20 protein-coding genes are annotated in these 19,654 nt (G+C 59.4%); 4 read left to right on the forward strand and 16 right to left on the reverse strand.

The genetic code is table 11. The features are described 5' to 3' along the window. Positions 1-6 precede the first annotated feature (6 nt). From rstB to folM, 3 genes are all read right to left on the reverse strand, one after another. On the reverse strand, positions 7-1,311 hold the full coding sequence (gene rstB, locus ACOWVD_RS03755) for a two-component system sensor histidine kinase RstB (RefSeq protein WP_164094915.1): 1,305 nt from the start codon (positions 1,309-1,311) through the stop codon (positions 7-9). Further along, positions 1,308-2,033, reverse strand: a complete 726-nt coding sequence (gene rstA / locus ACOWVD_RS03760) for a two-component system response regulator RstA (protein ID WP_049240881.1) — start codon at positions 2,031-2,033, stop codon at positions 1,308-1,310. The genes rstB and rstA overlap by 4 nt, the downstream gene beginning before the upstream one ends. Positions 2,034-2,108: 75 nt before the next feature. Continuing rightward, on the reverse strand, positions 2,109-2,831 hold the full coding sequence (gene folM, locus ACOWVD_RS03765) for a dihydromonapterin reductase (protein ID WP_273874490.1): 723 nt from the start codon (positions 2,829-2,831) through the stop codon (positions 2,109-2,111). Between the two features lie 184 nt (positions 2,832-3,015). On the opposite strand from folM, the gene ACOWVD_RS03770 reads away from it, so the two are divergent. Beyond that, positions 3,016-3,426, forward strand: coding sequence for a hypothetical protein (locus tag ACOWVD_RS03770; RefSeq protein ID WP_004938301.1), 411 nt, complete (start codon positions 3,016-3,018; stop codon positions 3,424-3,426). A 101-nt stretch (positions 3,427-3,527) separates the two neighbouring features. On the opposite strand, the gene ACOWVD_RS03775 is transcribed toward ACOWVD_RS03770, so the two are convergent. From ACOWVD_RS03775 to ydgH, 4 genes are all read right to left on the reverse strand, one after another. After that, entirely contained in the window at positions 3,528-3,902 is a 375-nt protein-coding gene (locus ACOWVD_RS03775; protein WP_239504268.1) for a pyridoxamine 5'-phosphate oxidase family protein, read from the reverse strand. 52 nt (positions 3,903-3,954) lie between these two features. After that, positions 3,955-4,440, reverse strand: coding sequence for a hypothetical protein (locus tag ACOWVD_RS03780; RefSeq protein ID WP_015377985.1), 486 nt, complete (start codon positions 4,438-4,440; stop codon positions 3,955-3,957). 215 nt (positions 4,441-4,655) lie between these two features. Continuing rightward, positions 4,656-6,047 carry an amino acid permease gene (locus tag ACOWVD_RS03785; protein ID WP_033632944.1) on the reverse strand — a complete coding sequence of 464 codons (1,392 nt, stop codon included), beginning with the start codon at positions 6,045-6,047 and terminating at the stop codon, positions 4,656-4,658. 244 nt (positions 6,048-6,291) lie between these two features. Further along, positions 6,292-7,242: a DUF1471 family protein YdgH gene (ydgH, locus tag ACOWVD_RS03790; protein WP_004938291.1), complete on the reverse strand. Its 951-nt coding sequence runs from the start codon at positions 7,240-7,242 to the stop codon at positions 6,292-6,294. A 118-nt stretch (positions 7,243-7,360) separates the two neighbouring features. On the opposite strand from ydgH, the gene ACOWVD_RS03795 reads away from it, so the two are divergent. From ACOWVD_RS03795 to pntB, 3 genes are all read left to right on the forward strand, one after another. Beyond that, positions 7,361-7,630 carry a hypothetical protein gene (locus ACOWVD_RS03795; protein ID WP_164094916.1) on the forward strand — a complete coding sequence of 90 codons (270 nt, stop codon included), beginning with the start codon at positions 7,361-7,363 and terminating at the stop codon, positions 7,628-7,630. A 149-nt stretch (positions 7,631-7,779) separates the two neighbouring features. Further along, positions 7,780-9,309, forward strand: a complete 1,530-nt coding sequence (pntA, locus tag ACOWVD_RS03800; RefSeq protein ID WP_004938288.1) for a Re/Si-specific NAD(P)(+) transhydrogenase subunit alpha — start codon at positions 7,780-7,782, stop codon at positions 9,307-9,309. Positions 9,310-9,319: 10 nt separating this feature from the next. Beyond that, positions 9,320-10,714 (forward strand): Re/Si-specific NAD(P)(+) transhydrogenase subunit beta, encoded by a 1,395-nt coding sequence (gene pntB / locus ACOWVD_RS03805; RefSeq protein WP_015377983.1) that lies wholly within the window; start codon positions 9,320-9,322, stop codon positions 10,712-10,714. A 61-nt stretch (positions 10,715-10,775) separates the two neighbouring features. Here the strand turns inward: pntB and uspE are convergent, their stop codons facing one another. The 9 genes from uspE to ACOWVD_RS03850 all read right to left on the reverse strand — a co-directional run bounded on the left by uspE (position 10,776) and on the right by ACOWVD_RS03850 (position 19,639). Continuing rightward, on the reverse strand, positions 10,776-11,738 hold the full coding sequence (uspE, locus tag ACOWVD_RS03810) for a universal stress protein UspE (protein ID WP_004938281.1): 963 nt from the start codon (positions 11,736-11,738) through the stop codon (positions 10,776-10,778). A gap of 126 nt (positions 11,739-11,864) precedes the next feature. Continuing rightward, positions 11,865-12,629: an FNR family transcription factor gene (locus tag ACOWVD_RS03815; protein WP_004938278.1), complete on the reverse strand. Its 765-nt coding sequence runs from the start codon at positions 12,627-12,629 to the stop codon at positions 11,865-11,867. A gap of 280 nt (positions 12,630-12,909) precedes the next feature. Next, positions 12,910-13,434: a methylated-DNA--[protein]-cysteine S-methyltransferase gene (ogt, locus tag ACOWVD_RS03820; protein ID WP_004938274.1), complete on the reverse strand. Its 525-nt coding sequence runs from the start codon at positions 13,432-13,434 to the stop codon at positions 12,910-12,912. Positions 13,435-13,653: 219 nt separating this feature from the next. Next, positions 13,654-13,965, reverse strand: a complete 312-nt coding sequence (locus ACOWVD_RS03825; protein ID WP_406887259.1) for a hypothetical protein — start codon at positions 13,963-13,965, stop codon at positions 13,654-13,656. A 305-nt stretch (positions 13,966-14,270) separates the two neighbouring features. After that, complete coding sequence (locus ACOWVD_RS03830) at positions 14,271-15,125, reverse strand: tagatose bisphosphate family class II aldolase (protein ID WP_049240888.1); 855 nt, start codon at positions 15,123-15,125, stop codon at positions 14,271-14,273. Between the two features lie 9 nt (positions 15,126-15,134). Then, positions 15,135-16,301: an SIS domain-containing protein gene (locus ACOWVD_RS03835; RefSeq protein WP_164094917.1), complete on the reverse strand. Its 1,167-nt coding sequence runs from the start codon at positions 16,299-16,301 to the stop codon at positions 15,135-15,137. Positions 16,302-16,327: 26 nt separating this feature from the next. After that, positions 16,328-17,098: a transcriptional repressor AgaR gene (gene agaR, locus ACOWVD_RS03840; protein WP_021503775.1), complete on the reverse strand. Its 771-nt coding sequence runs from the start codon at positions 17,096-17,098 to the stop codon at positions 16,328-16,330. A 333-nt stretch (positions 17,099-17,431) separates the two neighbouring features. After that, complete coding sequence (locus ACOWVD_RS03845) at positions 17,432-18,337, reverse strand: ROK family protein (protein ID WP_164094987.1); 906 nt, start codon at positions 18,335-18,337, stop codon at positions 17,432-17,434. Positions 18,338-18,355: 18 nt separating this feature from the next. Further along, entirely contained in the window at positions 18,356-19,639 is a 1,284-nt protein-coding gene (locus ACOWVD_RS03850) for a Gfo/Idh/MocA family protein (RefSeq protein ID WP_049240894.1), read from the reverse strand. Positions 19,640-19,654 lie beyond the last annotated feature (15 nt).

Consider the following 19,654-nt stretch of genomic DNA (forward strand, 5'->3'; position numbering starts at 1 on the left):
GCGGCATTATGCCAGATCGGCTTTTAAACTGAATGTCGGCTTTACCGGCCAGCAGAAACGGAAACTGGCGCCGCCGAGCGAACTGCCTTCGACGAACACCTGCCCCTGGTAGGCGACGGCGATGGAATGGACGATGGCCAGTCCCAACCCGCAGCCGCCGGTAGCGCGATCGCGGCTGGGGTCGAGACGGACGAAAGGTTCAAACACCCGTTCACGCTCTTCCGGCGGAATACCCGGCCCGTCATCCTCGACCTGCAAGCAGGCGAGGTCGCCGTCAAACCACAGGCCGACGCGCAGACGCTGTTCGGAATAGCGCAGCGCGTTGTTGACCAGGTTGTCGAGCACGCGCTCCATCAGGCGCAGATCGACGCCGCCGAAGTCGCCGACGTGTGGGATATCGAGCTGGATGTCACGTTCCTGATGAATAAGACGGATATCATCGACCTTGTCCTCAAGCCATTTTGGCAGATCGATGGGTTCAATGTTTAACGCAACCTGCGGGCGGTCCAAACGGGCATAGGTCAGCAGCTCGTCGATCAGCGACTCCAGCTGGCCGATATCGCGGTTCAGCGCCTGCTGCTCGCTTTCGGACAGATTATCGCTCATTTCGAGCCGGTAACGCAGGCGCACCAGCGGCGTTCGCAGCTCGTGCGCGATGCCGTCGATCAGCTGTTTCTTGCTGGCGATCAGGGTATTGACGCTGTCGGCCATCTGGTTGAACGCCACGCCGAGCCGGCTCAGGCTGGAGGTGGGATCGAAGTGGGTGCGCTCATCCAGATGCCCGGCGCCGAGCCGCTGGGCGGCGCTTTCCAATTTGAGCAGGTCTTGCCAGTGCGGCCGCATCCACAGAAACACCGGCAGCGCCAGCGACATGCCGATAAACACCAGCAATACCAGATCCAGCAGGCGCATCTGGTGCAGGTAGAACAGATAAGGAATGGGGCCGACCACTAACACGTAGTGGCTGCGCGGAATGCGCTGCATAAAGGTGTACTGATCGTCGAGGGCGATGATTTCCCCCAGCCGCAGCCGTTTTTTCAGATCCTCGCTCAGCGCCTGTTTGCCGAGCGGTTCGATATGCAGTTTGAACGACAGATTAAGATCCAGCGTGGCGATGGTCTTGTTCCAGTCCTTCAACGGGATTTCGCGCAGCTCGCTGCGCATCAGGTACAGCGAGCTTTTCATCAGATCGTCCATCGACTGGCGGCCGGCGCGCTCGGCGGTCACCTTGTACACCAGGCCAACCAGCATCGCCATCACCAGAAAACAGACGAACAGCAACAGGAAGAACTGGACGAAAAGTTTTCTCATTGTTGCACCGATGTCCAGGCGTTAGGGGCGAACAGATAGCCTTTATTGCGCACGGTCTTGATGCGGAACGGTTCCAGCGCGTTATCGTACAGCTTGCGGCGCAGGCGGGAGATCGCCACGTCGATGCTGCGATCCATGCCGTCATAGCTTACGCCGCGCAGGTTTTGCAGCAACGCCTCACGATCCATGATCTGCCCGGCGTGGGTCGCCAATTCCCACAACAAATCGAAATCCGAGGTGGACAGGGTGATCGTCTCTTCGCCCAGCGTGACCTGCCGGTTGACCGGATCGATGCACAACAGCCCGAAATGCAGCGCGTTGTGCTGGGTGAGCGGCTGAACCGACTCTTCTTTCGGCTGCTGGCTGTGTTGGCGCAGGTGCAAACGCAGGCGGGCCAGCAACACCGCCGGCGGCGTGGTTTTCAGGATATAGTCGTTGGCGCCCATCTCCAGCGACAGAATATGGTTCATGTCGCTGTCGAGCGAGGTGAGCAGCACGATCGGGCCGGGGAAGGTAGGGCGCAGATCGCGGCACAGCGTCATGCCGTCTTTGCCGGGCAGCATGATGTCCAGCAGCACCAAATCGGGTTGCTCGCGCTCAATGCGCGCCTGCGCGCTGTCGCCGCGCGGTTCGATCAGCACCTCGATGTCGTGTTTGCCCAGATAGGCGGCGATCAGCTTGCCGACTTCAGGATCGTCTTCCACAAAAACAATTTTATGCATATGCCCGTGTTTTAATAAGAAAAGCGGATTTCAGCATAGCGCGGCCTACAGCGATGCGCCATGCGGATCTTTGCCTCAGCGCAGCGGCCGCCCGCCGTCGACGCCGTGGGTGCGGCCGGTCACGTAACGGCTCTCCAGCAGGTAGTTCACCAGATTGACCACTTCGCTCTCGCCCGGCGCGACCTTCATCAGCGATTTCGCCAGCGCTTGTTGGCGGTAGGCTTCATCGTCGCCCGGATTGAAGATGATCAGCGCCGGCGCGATGGCGTTGACCTTCACCTCCGGCGCCAGCTTGCGGGCGAACGATCGGGTCATATTGTCCAGCGCGGCCTTGCTGGCGGCGTAGGCGATATGTTTGTCGCTGCCTTTTTCCACCACGTAGTCGGTCAGATGGATAATGTCAGCGCCCGCCTGGCCCTGGCCGGTCAGGCAAGATTCGAGCAGTTGGTTGAGCAAATAGGGCGTATAGACGTGAATTTGCAGCATCGCCGCCATCACTTGCTCCGGCGGCACTTCCGCCGACTCGGCCTGCCAGGCGCTGGCGTTGTGGATCACCGCGCGCAATTTGGGCGCCACCTGCCGCACCTGGTCGGCGAAACGGTAGATACCTTCGTGCGTGGAAAAATCGCCTTGAATGCAACTGGCGCCCAAGGCTTTCAACTCGGTCATCGACGGATATTCGCTGCGATAGGCGATGATGACGGGAACGCCGCGCTGGAGAAACGCTCTGGCGAGCGCCAGCCCGATGCGCCGCGCGCCGCCGGTAATCAGCACCGGGGCAGAGTTGGGGTGTTCCATTGATTAAAGCTCCTGGACAGACTGGCAAACAATAGGGGAATTATGCCATCATACGGCGGAAAGTCGTTAAAGCTTCGCATGATTATCCATTTCTGGATGTAAGATCCCCAATGCGTTTCAGGTTGCCGCCCGGCGGCGGCTTGAAAGACCACGGGTTAACACTGGCCATGAGAGGAATGAGGGGATGAACAGCAATCACCTTGCATCCATCGCGCGCAGTGAGAAAATCTGTTTCGACTATATGGATTTTCTGTCCGCATCGTGCAGGAAGCACTGGCGCTTTGTTGATGCTATTTATGGTGTGATGCCGATCTTCGGCATGGTGTTGAAATCGCGCGTGACCACGTCACAAACGCGCAAAGAGCAGTTGAAAGAGCTGGCGCTGCAAGTGGTGTCGACACAGGTCAGCGATGAAACCAATATCGTGCGCCTGATTGACCTGGCGCAGCAGCAGGGCCTGACGGTGTTTGATATTCAGTTGCCCTATGCGCTGGAAGCGCAACAGCTGGCGGCCATTCAAAAAGAGTGCGAGGAAGGCATTGCGATCGCCCTGGTGGGTGAGCGCATGACCATCACCATTCCCCCTAAAAGCTGACCGGGTGTACCGACCCGGCTGCCCGTTCATGGTTAGGCAATTGACTTACCGCGATGGCCTAACCATGAACGTGATGTCTCACGCCGCATGACGGCCGGCGTCTAGAGCTGGGTCCCGGCATTCGGGCCTGAGCGCAGGGTATAAATACTGTCTATATGAATTAACACCGCGTACTTCGGCGGCTTCATCCCATTTTTTTCCGCAAACGTCAACGCATCGTCAAACGGCTTGCCCGCCAGAAACAGTTCGGGCGTGCCAACGAAGCGGTAACCGTCCAGCGCCTCGCGATCGATGATCACCACGGCCATTTTCGAGCCGGCCTTGATGTTTTTCAGCGTTTGGCCACCGGTATTTTCGTTGTAAATCAGCGTACGGTCATCATAGAGGCGCAAAGAGCGCTTGGGGCCGATATCGGGAACGCCGTTCGGGCTGCTGGTCGCCTGCACAGGCAGCTGTTTAGCCAGCATCTTCTTCATCTCGTCATTCAATTCTTTCATTACAGATGACCCTCAGATTGGTGTGTCACTTTTAATGCAAGGTAGCGGAAGCGTTGGCTGCCGGCGCGCAGACGCTGGTTTCCGGCAGCCGGTGTTCGCGCAGCAAGTGCAGGGTTTCAATCCTGAAACGCAGCAGGTGCCGTTCGGCGATCTGCTGCATCTGTTCGCACAGCGACGTATCGTCCAACAGTTGCTCGATAGCGACTCGGGCCTGATGAACATGCAGCTCGACGCCGCGAAGAGGCTTCTGCCGCAGGCGCAGATGGGTAATGTTGTTGAACGTGACGATCAGCGCGGCAAGGGCAGACTCGAAAATATTCAGCGCTTCAAATCTGGCGGTATATTCCGCATTCAGCCAGGGCTTCTCGGCGATGATCGCCTGAGCCCCCTCCAGCGCCTGTTGATAGCGCGCCATCGCCAGGCGATCGCGCCGCTGATTGAATGCCGTGTTGCCCTCAGCGATCCGTGCTTCCCAAGCGGCAAACAAGGGTAATGCGTGCAGCAGTTTTTCAGCCATGAAATGCCTTCCATTTTCAGCCTGTCTAAACCCGCCACCTGACGCCTCTCGGCAGGGGGCGCTCGAGCCATACCGTCAATCACAATTGATAATGATAATTAATTGCATTTGAGATCGCAAGAGGAGCCACTGACGGATTAATCACGGGGAGCGGGATAAGAGGAAGGACGAGCAAATGAAATGCGGCTGACGGGCAGCCGCATGGGCAGGCGATTTTAGTGCAACATAAACCAGCCGGCAGGCAGCGTGGCCACCAGCAGCAAGAAGATGCTGCTTTTTTCCAGGCGATTGAGCAGATTGATATCTCGATGGCCGCGGCGGGCATACATGAACACCAACAGCCCTGGCGCATACAGCAGCACCGACATCAGCAAGTGCATCAGCCCGGAAGCGTACAGCAGCCATAAACCATAGACGCAGGCGCCGGTGGCGGCGAAGATCAGGCGTTTGTCGCGGCGGCGGTAAGCCACCTTGAACAGAAACGCGCCGACCAGGAAGTAAGGCACCAGGATCATCTCTGACGCGATGGTCAACAGCGAGTTATAGTTGCTGCCGGTCAGCCAGATCAGCACCAGCGCCAGTTGCACCGCGATGTTGGTCAGCCACAGCGAAGAGGACGGGGCGTGATGGCGGTTCTGCTTGCCGAACACGCGCGGAAACGCGCCGTGCTGCGCGGCCAGCAGCGGCACTTCCGCCGCCATGATGGTCCAGCTCAGGTAGGCGCCGCACACGGAAACGATCAGGCCGGCGGCAATGAGCACGTCTCCCCACGGGCCGATCAGTTCTACCATCAGCACCGCCATCGACGGATTGCGCATCTCTGCCAGTTCGCTGCGCGGCACCACGCCCAGCGACAGCAGCGTGACCATCAGATACACCGCCAGCGCCGACAGCACCGCCAGCATAGTGGCGCGGCCCACGTCTTTCTTATTGCGGGCGCGGGCGGAAACCACCACCGCGCCCTCCACGCCGATAAACACCCACAGGGTGATCAGCATGGTGTCCTTGACCTGTTCCCACACCGGTTTGCCGAGGGCGATGCCGTTGAAATCCAGTGTGAACACGTCCATTTTAAAGGCGATCGCCGCCAGAACGGCGAACATCCCCAGCGGCAACAGCTTGGCGAGGGTGGCCGCCAGATTGATGCTGGCGGCGGTTTGCACGCCGCGCAGCACCAGCGCGTGCACGATCCACAGCAGGGCGGATTCGGCGATCAGCGCCTGCCAGGTATTGCCGTCACCGAGGATAACGTTGCCACCGCGATCGGTAAAAATGCTCAGCGCCGCGAACACGATCACCAGATACGAGACGTTGGCGATCACGGCGCACAGCCAGTAACCCCAGGCGGAGCAGAAGCCCACCAGTTCGCCGAACCCTTCTTTGGCGTAGGTGAAGATGCCGCCGTCCAGATCCGGACGCAAACGCGTAAGCAACAGCATGGCGAATGCCAAAAACAGAATGCCGACGCCGGTGATCCCCCAACCCAGCAGCAGCGCGGCGGGGCTGGCGACCTGCGCCATGTTTTGCGGCAGACTGAACACGCCGGCGCCCAGCATCGAGCTGAGCACCAAAGCGGTTAGCGCGGTAAGACCGAGTTTTTTTTCCAATGACGGATCCTGAACGCAGAATAAACAACTGGAAGGGAACTGCTTGGCGGCAACAATGTATTAACAACCACTGCGCGAATAGACAATAGCCCTAAAAATTGGCGCAAATTCTACGGAGGGATGATTAGAGATGCAATGATTGAATATGCGGAATTTACAAAAAACTATTCAACGCGCGATGGAAAAAGCGGCAATAAAAACGGGCAGCTCAAGGGCTGCCCGATGGTAAACCTAAAAACGGGTTTTATTTGAACAGATCGGCGCTGACGGTCAGGTTGCCGCCGCTCTTGTTCTGCCACTGGCGGGTGACGTGGTAGTACTTGGCGCCTTTCTCGGCCGCGCGTTTCGCCACTTCGGTGGAGACATCGGTCATGCTGTTGAAGTGACCGGTGAAGGTGACGGAATCGAATGGCACCATCTGCGCGGCGGTCACGTTGTTCACTTCCTGGATCTTGGTGCCGTTAGGCAGCGTGACGGTATAGCGTTGGCCGGTAGAGGACTGGGTTTCGAAGAAACGGCCCACTTCGCGGCTTGGCGAACCGGAAGACGCGACGCCAGGAATTTCGACTTTCGCGGCTGCGGCGCCGCCGGCGGCCAGGGCGGCGCGGCCGGCGTCAGAATCGGCCGGAATGGCGTCCGGGCTCTGCACGCGGCGTTTCGGCGCATCGGCCTTATAGATGTAGGCGGTGACGAACTGGTTGCCGCCGGAGTTGGCGTCAACCTGGCGCACGATGAAGAACGAAGCGGCGCCTTTTTTCTTCGCTTCTTTGGAGATGGCGTCGTTGATGTCCGGCTGGCTGCGGTAGAAGCCGCTGACGCTCACGGTATCGTAAGGCTCCAGCAGGTAGGCTTCCTCTTTAGGCAGTTCGTTCACGCCGTTAAATACGCGGTATTTTGGTGTTTTGCTCACTTCTGGCGCATCTTTATGATAAAGGTCTGCGGTGACGCGCCAGTTGCCGCCGTTGTTGCTGTTGTTGCTGTCCTGGATATAGAAGGAATCGGCACCCAGTTTGTCTGCACGGCGGGATACGGCGTCGACGGCTTCATTGATGGCATTGAAGCGGCCGGTAATCGTGATGCGATCAAACGGCTTCAGCGCCGCTGCTTTCTCAGGAGTTAACTCTTGCGCCGCATGAGCAGACAGCGCGGTGAGTGATAACAAGGCTGACGCGATGATCGTGGTCTTCAGCTTCATAAAAAATCCTTTCGCCTAGCGCATTAACGTTTATAACGTACTGAACTGTTTAAGTGTAATTCAGCCGTCGATTATTACATGTAATTCTGAAAACTGTCTCAGCATTTTATGTTATCCCGTGCGACAAATCGCCGATGGCGACGCGGGGCGCACGGATGGCGCCGCCGTCATAAGTTTCCATAATAACGGCTTTGGTGTCATTAATGTTAATTATTCACAAAATGATAACTTTTATGCTTTTACGCCGCGCGTGGCCATAAATCGTTACGCCGGGCGTAAACCTCCTGTCACGCAGAATGTGCTGTTCTGTATGGATTTTTTCACTGTAAATTGCGATTTGTCATATCGCGCACGGCGTTTTTATGTAAAAACAGGGATGAATGCGTAAGCAATTATGGATCATCGACCTTATTTTCAGTAGGTTATAGTTGGCGCCTGAAATCAGTGCGGGCAAGTTAACGCAACGCTCGCCGGCGGCGCCGTGCTATGGGCAGGAAAATAATAAACATCATCCAAGACAGGTGAGAAGGGAACATTATGCGTATTGGTGTACCAAGAGAGCGGTTGGCCAATGAAGCCCGGGTCGCAGCCACGCCGAAAACGGTGGAACAACTGCTGAAGCTGGGTTTTACCGTCGCGATTGAACGCGGGGCGGGCAAACTGGCCAGTTTTGAAGACGTCGCTTACGAAGCCGCCGGCGCGGCGCTGGTCGACGAAAGCGAAGTGTGGCAGTCGGATCTGATCCTGAAAGTCAACGCGCCGCAAGACGACGAGATCGCCTTGATGCGCGAAGGCAGCACGCTGGTCAGCTTTATCTGGCCGGCGCAAAACCCCGAATTGATGGCCAAGCTGGCGGCGCGCAACGTCACCGCGCTGGCGATGGACTCGGTGCCGCGCATCTCGCGCGCCCAGTCGATGGACGCGCTGAGCTCGATGGCCAACATCGCCGGCTACCGCGCGATCGTCGAAGCGGCGCATGAGTTCGGCCGTTTCTTCACCGGCCAGATCACCGCCGCCGGCAAAGTGCCGCCGGCCAAGGTGATGATCATCGGCGCCGGCGTGGCCGGCCTGGCGGCGATCGGCGCCGCGGGCAGCCTCGGCGCCATCGTGCGCGCCTTCGACACCCGCCCGGAAGTGAAAGAGCAGGTGCAGAGCATGGGGGCGGAGTTCCTCGAGCTGGATTTTGAAGAGGAAGCGGGCAGCGGCGACGGCTACGCCAAAGTGATGTCCGAAGCCTTTATCAAGGCCGAGATGGCGCTGTTCGCCGCGCAGGCGGCGGAGGTTGACATCATCGTCACCACCGCGCTGATCCCGGGTAAACCGGCGCCGAAGCTGATCACCAAAGAGATGGTGGCGTCGATGAAGCCGGGCAGCGTGATCGTCGATTTGGCGGCGCAAACCGGCGGCAACTGCGAACTGACCGTGGCCGACACCATTACCGTGACCGACAACGGCGTGAAAATCATCGGCTATACCGATCTGCCGAGCCGCTTGCCGACCCAATCTTCGCAGCTGTACGGCACCAACCTGGTCAACCTGCTGAAGCTGCTGTCGAAAGAGAAAAACGGTGAGATTGACATCGATTTCGACGATACGGTGATCCGCGGCGTTACCGTGGTGCGCAGCGGTGAAATCACCTGGCCGGCGCCGCCGATCCAGGTCTCGGCCCAACCGAAAGCGGCGCCCGCCGCCGCACCGGCCGCCAAACCCGAAGCCAAACCGACCTCGCCGTGGCTGAAGTATGGCCTGATGGCCCTGGCGATCCTGCTGTTCGGCTGGCTGGCGGACGCGGCGCCGAAAGAGTTCCTGTCGCACTTTACCGTGTTCGCGCTGGCCTGCGTGGTCGGTTACTACGTGGTCTGGAACGTCAGCCACGCGCTGCATACCCCGCTGATGTCGGTTACCAACGCGATCTCAGGGATTATCGTGGTCGGTGCGCTGCTGCAAATTGGCCACGGCGGCTGGGTGAGTTTCCTCTCCTTTATCGCCGTGCTGATCGCCAGCATCAATATTTTCGGTGGGTTCACCGTCACTCAGCGCATGCTGAAGATGTTCCGCAAGAACTAAGGGGTAACAAATGTCTGGAGGATTGGTTACAGCTGCATACATTGTTGCCGCTATTTTGTTTATTTTCAGCCTGGCGGGCCTGTCGCGTCATGAAACGTCGAAGCAGGGCAACCTGTTCGGCGTCGCCGGCATGGCGATCGCGCTGATCGCCACCATCTTGGGGCCGGATTCCGGCAACGTCGGCTGGATCATCATCGCCATGATCATCGGCGGCTCGATCGGCGTCTATCTGGCCAAGAAGGTCGAGATGACCGAAATGCCGGAGCTGGTGGCGGTGCTGCACAGTTTCGTTGGCCTGGCGGCGGTGCTGGTCGGCTTCAACAGCTACCTGGATCACGGCGCGCCGATGGAGCCGGTGATGGCGAATATCCATCTGACCGAAGTGTTCCTCGGCATCTTTATCGGCGCCGTGACCTTCACCGGGTCGATCGTCGCTTTCGGCAAGCTGCGCGGCATCATTTCTTCCAAACCGCTGATGCTGCCGAATCGCCACAAGCTGAACCTGGCGGCGTTGGTGATCTCGTTCCTGTTGCTGGTGGCGTTCGTGCGCACCGACAGCGTGGGCTGGCAGGTGATAGCGCTGCTGCTGATGACGGCGATCGCGCTGGCGTTCGGCTGGCATCTGGTCGCCTCGATCGGCGGCGCCGACATGCCGGTGGTGGTGTCGATGCTCAACTCTTATTCGGGGTGGGCGGCGGCTGCTGCGGGCTTCATGCTGAGCAACGATCTGCTGATCGTCACCGGTGCGCTGGTGGGCTCTTCGGGGGCCATCCTGTCTTACATCATGTGCAAGGCGATGAACCGTTCGTTTATCAGCGTGATCGCCGGCGGTTTCGGCAGTGACGGTTCATCCACCGGCGAAGCCGAAGAGATGGGCGAATACCGTGAAACCACGGCGGAAGAAGTGGCCGAGCAACTGAAGAACTCCACCTCGGTGATCATCACCCCGGGCTACGGCATGGCGGTGGCGCAGGCGCAGTATCCGGTGGCGGAAATCACCGAAAAACTGCGGGCGCGCGGCGTGAAGGTGCGTTTCGGCATTCACCCGGTCGCGGGGCGCTTGCCGGGCCACATGAACGTGCTGCTGGCGGAAGCGAAGGTGCCGTACGACGTGGTGCTGGAGATGGATGAAATCAACGACGATTTCCCGGATACCGATACCGTGCTGGTAATTGGCGCCAACGACACGGTGAACCCGGCGGCGCTGGAAGATCCGCGCAGCCCGATCGCCGGCATGCCGGTATTGGAAGTGTGGAAAGCGCAGAACGTGATCGCGTTCAAACGCTCGATGAACACCGGCTACGCCGGCGTGCAGAACCCGCTGTTCTTCAAGGAGAACACCCAGATGCTGTTCGGCGATGCCAAAGACAGCGTGGAAGCGATTCTGCGGGCGCTGCAGAAGTAAAATTGGGCAACCAAAGAAAAACGGGCCGCTTTTCAGCGGCCCGTTTCTTTATGAGCGAAGCCTAATCTTCGTCGTCGTGTTCGTCGTCTTCATCCGCTTCGATCGGGCAGTTGAAGTTTTCCGGTTTAATCACCAGCAGGTCGCATTTCAGATGATCGATCACATGTTCCGCGGTGTTGCCGATAAAGGCGGCTGAAATACCGGTACGGCCCAGGGTGCCCAGCACCACCACGCCGGCCTGCAGATGTTCGGCCAGATCGGGGATCACCTCTTCCGGCAGGCCTTTTTCCACGTGGGTGAACTCTTCCTTAATGCAGAATTTCTGCCGCAGCGCCTTCATGGCGATCAGATGCTGGCCGCGAATGGCGTCGTTGTAGACGCTCGGGTCGAAGTCGGGCAATTCGATGGCGATGTTGATCGGGGTAACGGGATAGGCGCCGACCAGATGAACCTCGGTCTGGTTGACGTTTTGCGCCAGTTCGACGGTTTCTTGCACCAGTTTGATATTGAGCGGGTCGTGATAGGGTTCTTCGCTGGCCAGATTGACCGCCACCAGCGCCTTGCCGCCTTCCGGCCAGGGCTGGTCTTTCACCATCCACACCGGGCAAGGGCATTTGCGCAGCAGGTGCCAGTCGGTGGGGGTAAAGATCACCGACTCCAACCGGTCGTGCTGGTGCGCCATTTTCAGCAGCAGGTCATGTTGACCGGACAGCACTTCCTGAATGATGGCTTCGAAGGGGCGGTTATGCCAGACCACTTTGATTTCGATCGGCACGCCGTCGTTGAGATAGAAGCGGCACTGCTCGTTGATCCAGGCGGCGCGTTGGCTGATCACACCTTGCCGCATCGCCGTTCTTTCATCCGGGGAGAGCAGGGTCGTCATTTCGTAAGAGAAGTCATAGATGGGCAGGAAGGCCTTGATGCGCCCGCCGTTCCGTTTTACCAGGTACACGGCGCGGCGCAATGCCGGCTGATCGTCCTGATTGGGGTCAATAGCCACCAGAAGATTCTGATACTTCGCCATAGGGCCTCCTTACAGCTGAAATCAACAGTCTGTTAATTTACAGAGTAACCCAACATTGAAAAACAGAACAACAACGGAAGCGTGCCGGATCAACAATTTCGGTGAAATGTTGATCCGGCGGGGGGATCAGGCGTTGACGGTCACGTTGATGCGCGGCGTACCGGCCAGCACCGACAGCGCGTCGGCGTTTTCGATGGTGATGTATTTGCCTTTCACGCTGAGGATTTCGCTTTTCTGGAAGCGGCCCAGCAGGCGGCTGATGGTTTCCACCGTCAGCCCAAGGTAGTTGCCGATGTCGCCGCGGGTCATGGTCAACCGGAACTCACGCGGTGAGAAGCCGCGCTCCGCAAAGCGGCGCGACAGGTTGTAAACGAACGCCGCCAGGCGCTCTTCGGCGTTTTTCTTCGACAGCAGCAGGATCATGTCCTGGTCGCCTTTGATCTCGCCGCTCATCAATCGCATGATTTGCTGACGCAGGTTCGGCATTTTGCCGGACAGATCGTCGAGGGTCTCGAACGGGATCTCGCACACCATCGAGGTTTCCAGCGCCTGAGCGAAGCTCGGATGCTTCAGGCCGCCGATGGCGTCGAAGCCTACCAGGTCGCCCGCCAGGTGGAAGCCGGTGATCTGCTCATCACCTTGCTCGGTGATGGTGTAGCTTTTGATGGTCCCGGAACGGATCGCGTACAGCGATTTCAGCTCGTCGCCGGCCTTGAACAAGGTCTGGCCTTTCTGGATGGGCTTCTTCCTCTCGATAATGTTGTCGAGCTGGTCCAGCTCGTGAGCATTGAGGGTGAAAGGAATACACAGCTGGCTGATGCTGCAGTCCTGGCAATGGATCGCACAACCACCAGACTGGATACGACGAATCACGCGTTTTTCCGGGATCATAGATTACGCTCATTCAATAATTGATATGAGTCAATTTTAACATCTTTTGCTGCAGCTGATAAGGGTGGCATTAGCATGAATAGGGGTATTGTGTGCGAATTTTGCGCACACATGCCGCCGATTATTCTGTATCGGACTGAAGTTATGAGTATTATTTGTGACTTATGCGTTTTATTCACACAAGTTATTAATAGTGCCCTGCGGGCACGAGCGCGGCGTTGGGCACTGTGCTTTATTAAGCAGCGCCAAACAATGGCGCTGGATAAGCCGAGCGCAGCGGCTACAGCAAACTTTTCGGCAGGTAGCCTTCATGCTGCAGCAGCCACTGTTTGCGCTGTACGCCGCCGGCATAGCCGGTCAGCGCGCCTTGCGAACCGATCACTCGATGGCAGGGCACCACGATGCTGATCGGATTTGAACCGTTGGCCATGCCGACGGCGCGCGAGGCGGTCGGACGGCCGATGCGTTGCGCCAGCTGGCCGTAGGTCAGGATCTCGCCACAGGGGATTTGGCGCAGCTGTTGCCAGACGGTGCGCTGGAACTCGGTGCCGGCGGTCATCACCGGCAACCGATCGATAATGCTCAGTTCCCCGGCGAAATAGCGCTGCATGGCGTCGGTCAGCCCGCTGGGATCGCGCTGTTCGCGCAGGGTGAACCGATCGGCGCGGTAGTGGGTGTTCAGCAGCTTCATCAGGCGCGCTTCGTGATCGGTCCAGTCGATCGCCCGCAGGCGCCCCTGTTCATCGGCAATCAGCACCAGTTCTCCCACCGGCGTGGCGGTACGATCAATCAAAAAAGTCTGCATCTGGCTCACTCCTCAGTTTAGTGTGGCGATTATCGCATGAAATGGGAGGGAGCGATGGCGGATTTCGGACATGCTGATGGGCAACCACAGGATTGCCCGAATAGCCGGCTTACGGTAAGGCGGGGAGTTATTGTGCGATAAATTTATAAAATAAATTTATAAGTCATCAAGACAAGTTGTGTCTTGTTTATTATTTCAGCAGGCAGTAACGCTTTGTACTTACTTATAGCTGATAGTCACGCGCTTTAAATGGGGATCGTTATTCACCAACTCACTGCTGACGGCAGAAACTAATTCTTTTGGCATCTCTTTTAACGAAGAGGATATATACCCGTTCTGATATTCCGTCACTTTACCGAAGCAGCTGGAGATAAGCTTTTCATCCTGATGTTTGACGGTGCAGGCCGGCGTGGTAATGGCGCCGGTGAAGCGCACGACGCCGGAGGTGACCTGGCTACCGGAAAGCGGTTTTGCTTGCAGAGCGAAGGGCAGAATGACCAATGCGCTTAATATGGCTAAGTAATGGTTCATATGCTGTTCCTTTCAGAGTAAAAAAACTGCCAATTAAAAAACAAGCGCGCTTGTTTTCATCAAATAAGCTATTTCGCCTGGCGAAATAAAAACGAATGGGCAAAAATCCTACTGCCCGCATTCAATGAGTTTGATAATAGAAAGGTAGGGTGAGTAAAACCATGATTTGGATCATAGTGAAGACCGGTTAATGGTTTCCGGCGCGGGCAGGGTAAAAGGCTGTGATCGTTCTCTCAGGAAAGTCGGACAAGGGCGGCCGTTTTCGGCCCCGTTGCGCGGCGGCAGCAACGGGGGCGAGAGCGGGATTACAGCATGCCGCTGCTGCCGCAGATGCGGATCTTGTCCGCCACCACTTCTTTCATCGCCAGCTTGCCGGGGACGATGTATTTGCGCGGGTCGTTGGCGTCCGGGTGCTGTGAAAAGTAGCTTTTTACCGCATCGGCGAAGGCGATTTTCAATTCGGTGGCGACGTTGACCTTGCAAACGCCGAGCGAGATCGCGCGCTTGACCATCGCTTCCGGAATGCCGGAAGCGCCGTGTAGCACCAGGGGGACGTCCACCTGTTCTCGGATCAGCGCCAGGCGCTCGAAGTCCAGCTTCGGTTCGCCGTGGTACAGGCCGTGGGCGGAACCGATCGCCACCGCCAGTGAGTCGATGCCGGTGGCGGCGACAAACTCGCGCGCGGCGGCCGGATCGGTATAGAAGCTGTCCGCCGTATCGACGATCAAATCGTCTTCCTGTCCGCCCAGGCGGCCCAGCTCCGCCTCCACGCTGGCGCCGTAGCGGTGGCACAGGGCCACTGCGGCGGCCACCTTGGCGATATTCTGCTCGAACGGCAAATGGGAACCGTCGATCATCACCGAGCGGATGCCGCTTTTTACCTTGTGCTCGATGTCGTCCAGCGCTTCGTGATGATCGAGATGCAGCGCCAGCGGCAGATCGTAGCGGTGCGCGGCCGCCTGGCAGATGCCGATCAGGTAGTCGGTGCCGGCATAGCTGAAGGTGCCGGGCGTGCCGGCCATGATCACCGGCGAGCGCAGCTCGGCGGCGGTCTCCGCCACCACCTGCACGGTTTCCAGATTGTGGACGTTAAACGCCGGAACGGCGTAACCCTGGCGCTGCGCCTTGAGCAGCATGTCTCGGTTGGCTATCAGATACATGGGATCTCCTTACGGCTCGAGGGAAGGAAAACGGTAAATCGTCACGCCTTTCACCACCCGGTTGACCTCGCCGGTCGGGCAAGGGTTGTCCGGGGTCAGCCCCAGCGCCAGCGAACTCTCGAAGGCCAGCATCTGGCTGAACAGCAGATACGGGAACAGCAGCCAGATATCGTCAGCGGCATCGTGCATATGCAGCAGGGCATCGGCGAGAGGTTGGCGTTCGCCGGTCAACCCGACCAGCTGCATCGCCTGCCCATCACGCTGCAGCTCGTTCCACAGGTCGCGGTCATACTGACGGGCGTAGTCGTGGTGGGAGAACATCAGCACCACCAATGTCTGGCCGTCGACCATAAATTTCGGGCCATGGCGCAGGCCGAGCGGCGAGTCGTAGCGCGTAACGATGCGGCCGGCGGTCAGCTCCAGCATCTTGAGCGAAGCCTCTTCGGCGAGGCCGGTAAAGCAGCTGCCGCCGAGGGTGATATAGCGGCGGAAACCGCTGGCGGCCAGCGCCTTCACCTGCGGCTGCAGCGTTTCGCGCAGTGTGCGGCAGCGCTGCACCATGGCGTTCAACGGCGCCTGGGCGGCCTCGAGTGAAGCCGGGCCGAGCAGCAGCGCGGCGCTCAGCATCATGCAGCTGAAGCTGGAGGTCATGGCGAAGCTCTGATCGTTGGCGCCCTGCGGCATTACCAGCGAGCAGACGTTGCCACGCTGATGCGCGTACTGCGCCAGCCGGCTGTCCGGGTTGCACACCAGCATCAGATGATAGCTTTCCGGCAGCAATTGATCGGCCAGCTCCACCGTCGCCACGCTTTCCGGGCTGTTGCCCGAACGGGCGAAGGAGACCAGCAGCGTCGGCCGGTCAGGGTCGAGATACTGCAGCGGGTTGGCGACAATATCGGTGGTGCCGTAAGCCACCACGTCGCGGCCGGTACGTTCGCGCAGCCAGGGGGCCAGGGCGCGGCCGGCAAATGCCGAACTGCCGGCGCCGCACAAGACGATTTGCAGGCGCGGATTGGCCAGCAGCGGCGCCAGGAACGGCTGCCATTGCGCCTGTTGATCCTGCAGTTGGCGATGCAGCGTCGCCCACAAATCCGGCTGTTGCCAAATTTCTGCGGCGGTATGCCAGGCGTTGCGCTGCTTCAGCCAATTCGTCTCGTAAGAGAAATACGCGTTCATGATGACAGCTCCTTAAAAAGCCTCGGTTAACGGTCGGCGATAATCACGTCGATCCCTAAATGGTGCAGCGCCTGCAGATAATGTTCAGGAATGCGGCTGTCGGTGACCAGGCGGTGGATCTGGCCGATGTCGCGGATCATGCAAAAGCTGGTGCGGCCGAATTTGCTGGCGTCGGCGATGGCGATCACTTCGCGCGCCACCTCGCACATCACCCGGTTCAGCTGCGCTTCACCCGGATCCGGCGTGGTGATGCCGCTCGCGAGATCGAAGCCGTCGACGCCGAGAAAAAGCTTGTCGAACCGATACTGGCGCAGCTGTTGTTCGGCGGCGGGGCCGTACAGCGACCAGGCTTTGCGGCGCACGCTGCCGCCGACCACCATCAGGTCGATCTGCTCGTTGTTGGCCAGTTCGAAAGCGATGTTGAGCGCGTTGGTCATCACCACCAGATCCTTTTTCCCCGCCAGCTGCGGCGCCATTTGGCTGGTGGTGGAGCCGGAGTCGAGGATGATGGCGTCGCCGTCTTCAATCAGCGCCGCCGCCGCGCAGGCGATGGCGTGTTTTACGTCGCGATTGATGCGGCCCTTGTCCTGCAGCGGGCGGTCGAAGGCGAACTGTTTATTCAACATGGCGCCGCCGTAGGCGCGCACCGCGCAGCCGTGTTTTTCCAGCTGGCGCAGATCGCTGCGGATGGTGACGCTGGACACCGAAAACTGCTGGCTAAGCTGCTCCACGCGCACCGTGCCCTCGCGGCACAGCTGGTCGATAATTAATTCCCGGCGTTTTGCGGTATTGATCATTAATGCAGACTCCTGATTTACCTGTAGCCGTGCCCGACCGCGGCTTAATAAGCCGCAGCGATACCGACCGGAGCGCTTTCAGTTGTTCGTGGCGAATTACAGCAAACGAAACACTGAAATGCAATCGATTAATTTTAAAATATCTATATCTATCAGTTGGTTATATTTGATTTTGCTTTCGGTTGAGCGACAACCGAAAGCGGTGTTAACGCAAAGTGAAAACGGCAAATTCGTTATTTTTCAGTCGCCAATTCCCAGCGCTTATTCATTCAGTCCATCGATGCCGAAAGCCGCAGCGATCGCTCGACAACCGCCGGGCTTTCACTGTTTTTTTTATGCCGGCGCGCTTAAAAGCGCTGCGCCGCGCACGCCGCTGCTGTCACCGTGCACCGGCGGGAACACCGCCGCTGGCTCCATGCCAGGCAGCAGCCAGCGCCGCATCGCCGGCGGCAACAGCCGATACAGCTCACCGACGTTGGACAGCCCGCCGCCCAGCACGAAGGCATCGACGTCCAGCAGCAGCTGCAAACCGGCCAGCGCGCTGGCCAGGATGTCGACGTACATGGTCATCAGCCGTTGTGCGAGCGCATCACCGGCACGATAGCAGGCGACCAGCGTCGGCACGTCAGCGGCCGGATGGGCAAAATGGCGGCTCAGCGCCAGCAGCCCGCTGCCGGAGACGTAGCGTTCAAAGCAGCCGGTCAGCCCGCAGTTGCAGCCGAACAGCGGCAGATCGTAACGTTGCGCCAGCTGGGCCGAGATCGGCATATGGCCCCATTCGCCCGCCAGCCCGTTGCGCCCCTTGTGCAGTTGCCGGTTCACCACCAGGCCGCCGCCGGCTCCGGTGCCGATGATGGCGCCGAACACCAGCGGCAGGTGCGCGGTTTGCGGCGTGCTGGCTTCCGACAGCGCGAAGCAGCGGCAGTCGTTCTCGATGGCGATAGGTCGCGCCAGCGCCTGCGTCAAATCATCCGCCAGGCAATGGCCGGTCAGGCAGGGCACGTTGACCGCCAGTTGGCGGCGGCTGACGGGATCGGTGATCCCCGGTAAACCGATGCCGATGCTGCCGCGCGTGTGCAGTTCGCGATCCGCCTGCTCGGCCAGCCCGGCGATGCAGGCCACGAACTCGCCGTAATCGCCGGTTGGGGTGCGCACCCGCTGGAGCAGCACCTGATTGAGCCGGCGATCGTAAGCGGCCATTTCAATTTTGGTGCCGCCGATGTCGAAGCCGTAACGCATCTCTCTCATCGCCATGCTTTAGGCTCCGCTCAGGGCGATCACCGCCGCTTCGCGGCGCGCGCGTTCGGCGGCGAACACCATCAGATGGCTCTCCAGCGCTTCCGCCGGGCCGGCCAGCACCTGGCTCGGATCGTTGGCGCGAATGGCCGCGATAAAGTGCTGCATCAGGTAGTAGTCGCCGCCGCCGTGGCCGGCCATGGCGTGCAGATCCTGGCCGGCATCGGTGTCGTAATGCGTTTCACCGTCGTCGAGGAACGAGGTGATGCGGATATGGCGACCGTCGCCCTCCAGGCAGCCGCGGCTGCCAAAGATGCGGGTGTGCCGATCTTCGTGGCGGGTAAAGGCCGTCATGGTGAAGGACGCGGTGCGGCCGCCGGCGAACTGCATATTGACCACCTGATGGTCGACCACGTTATTGTCGCAGCGGTAGACGCAGCGGCCGTAAGGCCCGTCGCGCAGCGCCGCCCGCAGCGTCGTCTGGTCGGGCTCTGGCGTCAGCACCCGCAGAAAACCGGGCGTGGCCTTGTGATTGTCGCCCAGATAGATGCGTTTGGCGGAATAGGGGCAGTTTGCCTCTACCGCGCAATCCAGGCAGTTGTCCGCCGCGCCGGCCGGTTGGTTTTCCTGGCGGAAGTGGCGCAGGTTGCCGAAGGAGCTGACCTGTTCGCAGGGCTGCTCCATCACGTAGCGGATCCAGTCGATGTCGTGGCAGGATTTCTGCAGCAGCATAAAGGCGGCCTGCCGATCGTTGCGCCAGTTGCCGCGCACGAAGGAGTGCGCCTGATGCCAGTAGCCGACCGGTTCCAAATGTTGCAGGCTGATGATGTCGCCGATCGCGCCGTCGCGCAGCAACTGTTTGAGCTTTTGGGTATAGCGGGTGTAACGCAGCACGTGGCCGACCGAGAAGATCAGCTTTTGGCGCGTCACCTCGGCGACGATGGCGCGGCACTCGTCGGCGTCCGGCGACAGCGGTTTTTCCAGCAACATGGCGTAGCCCTGGCGGGCGAAGGCCAGCGCCGGTTCGAGGTGCATCCGATCCTGGGTGCAGATCAGCACCGCGTCGGCCAGCTTGCCGGCGTCGGCGGCCAGGCGCCAGTCGGTGAAGACGTTTTCCGGCGCGATGGCATGCTGCGCCACGAACGGCTCGCGGTAGGCGTCGCGCGGTTCCGCTACCGCCACCACCTGCATCAAATCGGGATGCGCCAGCGCATAGCGCGAGTAGATTTCACCGCGCGCCCCGGCGCCGACCACCAGCACCCGCACCGGGCGATGGGCAAAGCTGTTGGGTTGTGTTGACGACATTGCTGGATACTCCGC

Source organism: Serratia sp. SA088 (assembly GCF_049065515.1).
Taxonomy (GTDB): domain Bacteria; phylum Pseudomonadota; class Gammaproteobacteria; order Enterobacterales; family Enterobacteriaceae; genus Serratia; species Serratia nematodiphila.

What these genes read in the sequence shown, in the direction of transcription:
- rstB (WP_164094915.1), bottom strand. Translation starts at nt 1,311, where the DNA reads ATGAGAAAACTTTTCGTCCAGTTCTTCCTGTTGCTGTTCGTCTGTTTT.
- rstA (WP_049240881.1), bottom strand. Translation starts at nt 2,033, where the DNA reads ATGCATAAAATTGTTTTTGTGGAAGACGATCCTGAAGTCGGCAAGCTG.
- folM (WP_273874490.1), bottom strand. Translation starts at nt 2,831, where the DNA reads ATGGAACACCCCAACTCTGCCCCGGTGCTGATTACCGGCGGCGCGCGG.
- ACOWVD_RS03770 (WP_004938301.1), top strand. Translation starts at nt 3,016, where the DNA reads ATGAACAGCAATCACCTTGCATCCATCGCGCGCAGTGAGAAAATCTGT.
- ACOWVD_RS03775 (WP_239504268.1), bottom strand. Translation starts at nt 3,902, where the DNA reads ATGAAGAAGATGCTGGCTAAACAGCTGCCTGTGCAGGCGACCAGCAGC.
- ACOWVD_RS03780 (WP_015377985.1), bottom strand. Translation starts at nt 4,440, where the DNA reads ATGGCTGAAAAACTGCTGCACGCATTACCCTTGTTTGCCGCTTGGGAA.
- ydgH (WP_004938291.1), bottom strand. Translation starts at nt 7,242, where the DNA reads ATGAAGCTGAAGACCACGATCATCGCGTCAGCCTTGTTATCACTCACC.
- pntA (WP_004938288.1), top strand. Translation starts at nt 7,780, where the DNA reads ATGCGTATTGGTGTACCAAGAGAGCGGTTGGCCAATGAAGCCCGGGTC.
- pntB (WP_015377983.1), top strand. Translation starts at nt 9,320, where the DNA reads ATGTCTGGAGGATTGGTTACAGCTGCATACATTGTTGCCGCTATTTTG.
- uspE (WP_004938281.1), bottom strand. Translation starts at nt 11,738, where the DNA reads ATGGCGAAGTATCAGAATCTTCTGGTGGCTATTGACCCCAATCAGGAC.
- ACOWVD_RS03815 (WP_004938278.1), bottom strand. Translation starts at nt 12,629, where the DNA reads ATGATCCCGGAAAAACGCGTGATTCGTCGTATCCAGTCTGGTGGTTGT.
- ogt (WP_004938274.1), bottom strand. Translation starts at nt 13,434, where the DNA reads ATGCAGACTTTTTTGATTGATCGTACCGCCACGCCGGTGGGAGAACTG.
- ACOWVD_RS03825 (WP_406887259.1), bottom strand. Translation starts at nt 13,965, where the DNA reads ATGAACCATTACTTAGCCATATTAAGCGCATTGGTCATTCTGCCCTTC.
- ACOWVD_RS03830 (WP_049240888.1), bottom strand. Translation starts at nt 15,125, where the DNA reads ATGTATCTGATAGCCAACCGAGACATGCTGCTCAAGGCGCAGCGCCAG.
- ACOWVD_RS03835 (WP_164094917.1), bottom strand. Translation starts at nt 16,301, where the DNA reads ATGAACGCGTATTTCTCTTACGAGACGAATTGGCTGAAGCAGCGCAAC.
- agaR (WP_021503775.1), bottom strand. Translation starts at nt 17,098, where the DNA reads ATGATCAATACCGCAAAACGCCGGGAATTAATTATCGACCAGCTGTGC.
- ACOWVD_RS03845 (WP_164094987.1), bottom strand. Translation starts at nt 18,337, where the DNA reads ATGCGTTACGGCTTCGACATCGGCGGCACCAAAATTGAAATGGCCGCT.
- ACOWVD_RS03850 (WP_049240894.1), bottom strand. Translation starts at nt 19,639, where the DNA reads ATGTCGTCAACACAACCCAACAGCTTTGCCCATCGCCCGGTGCGGGTG.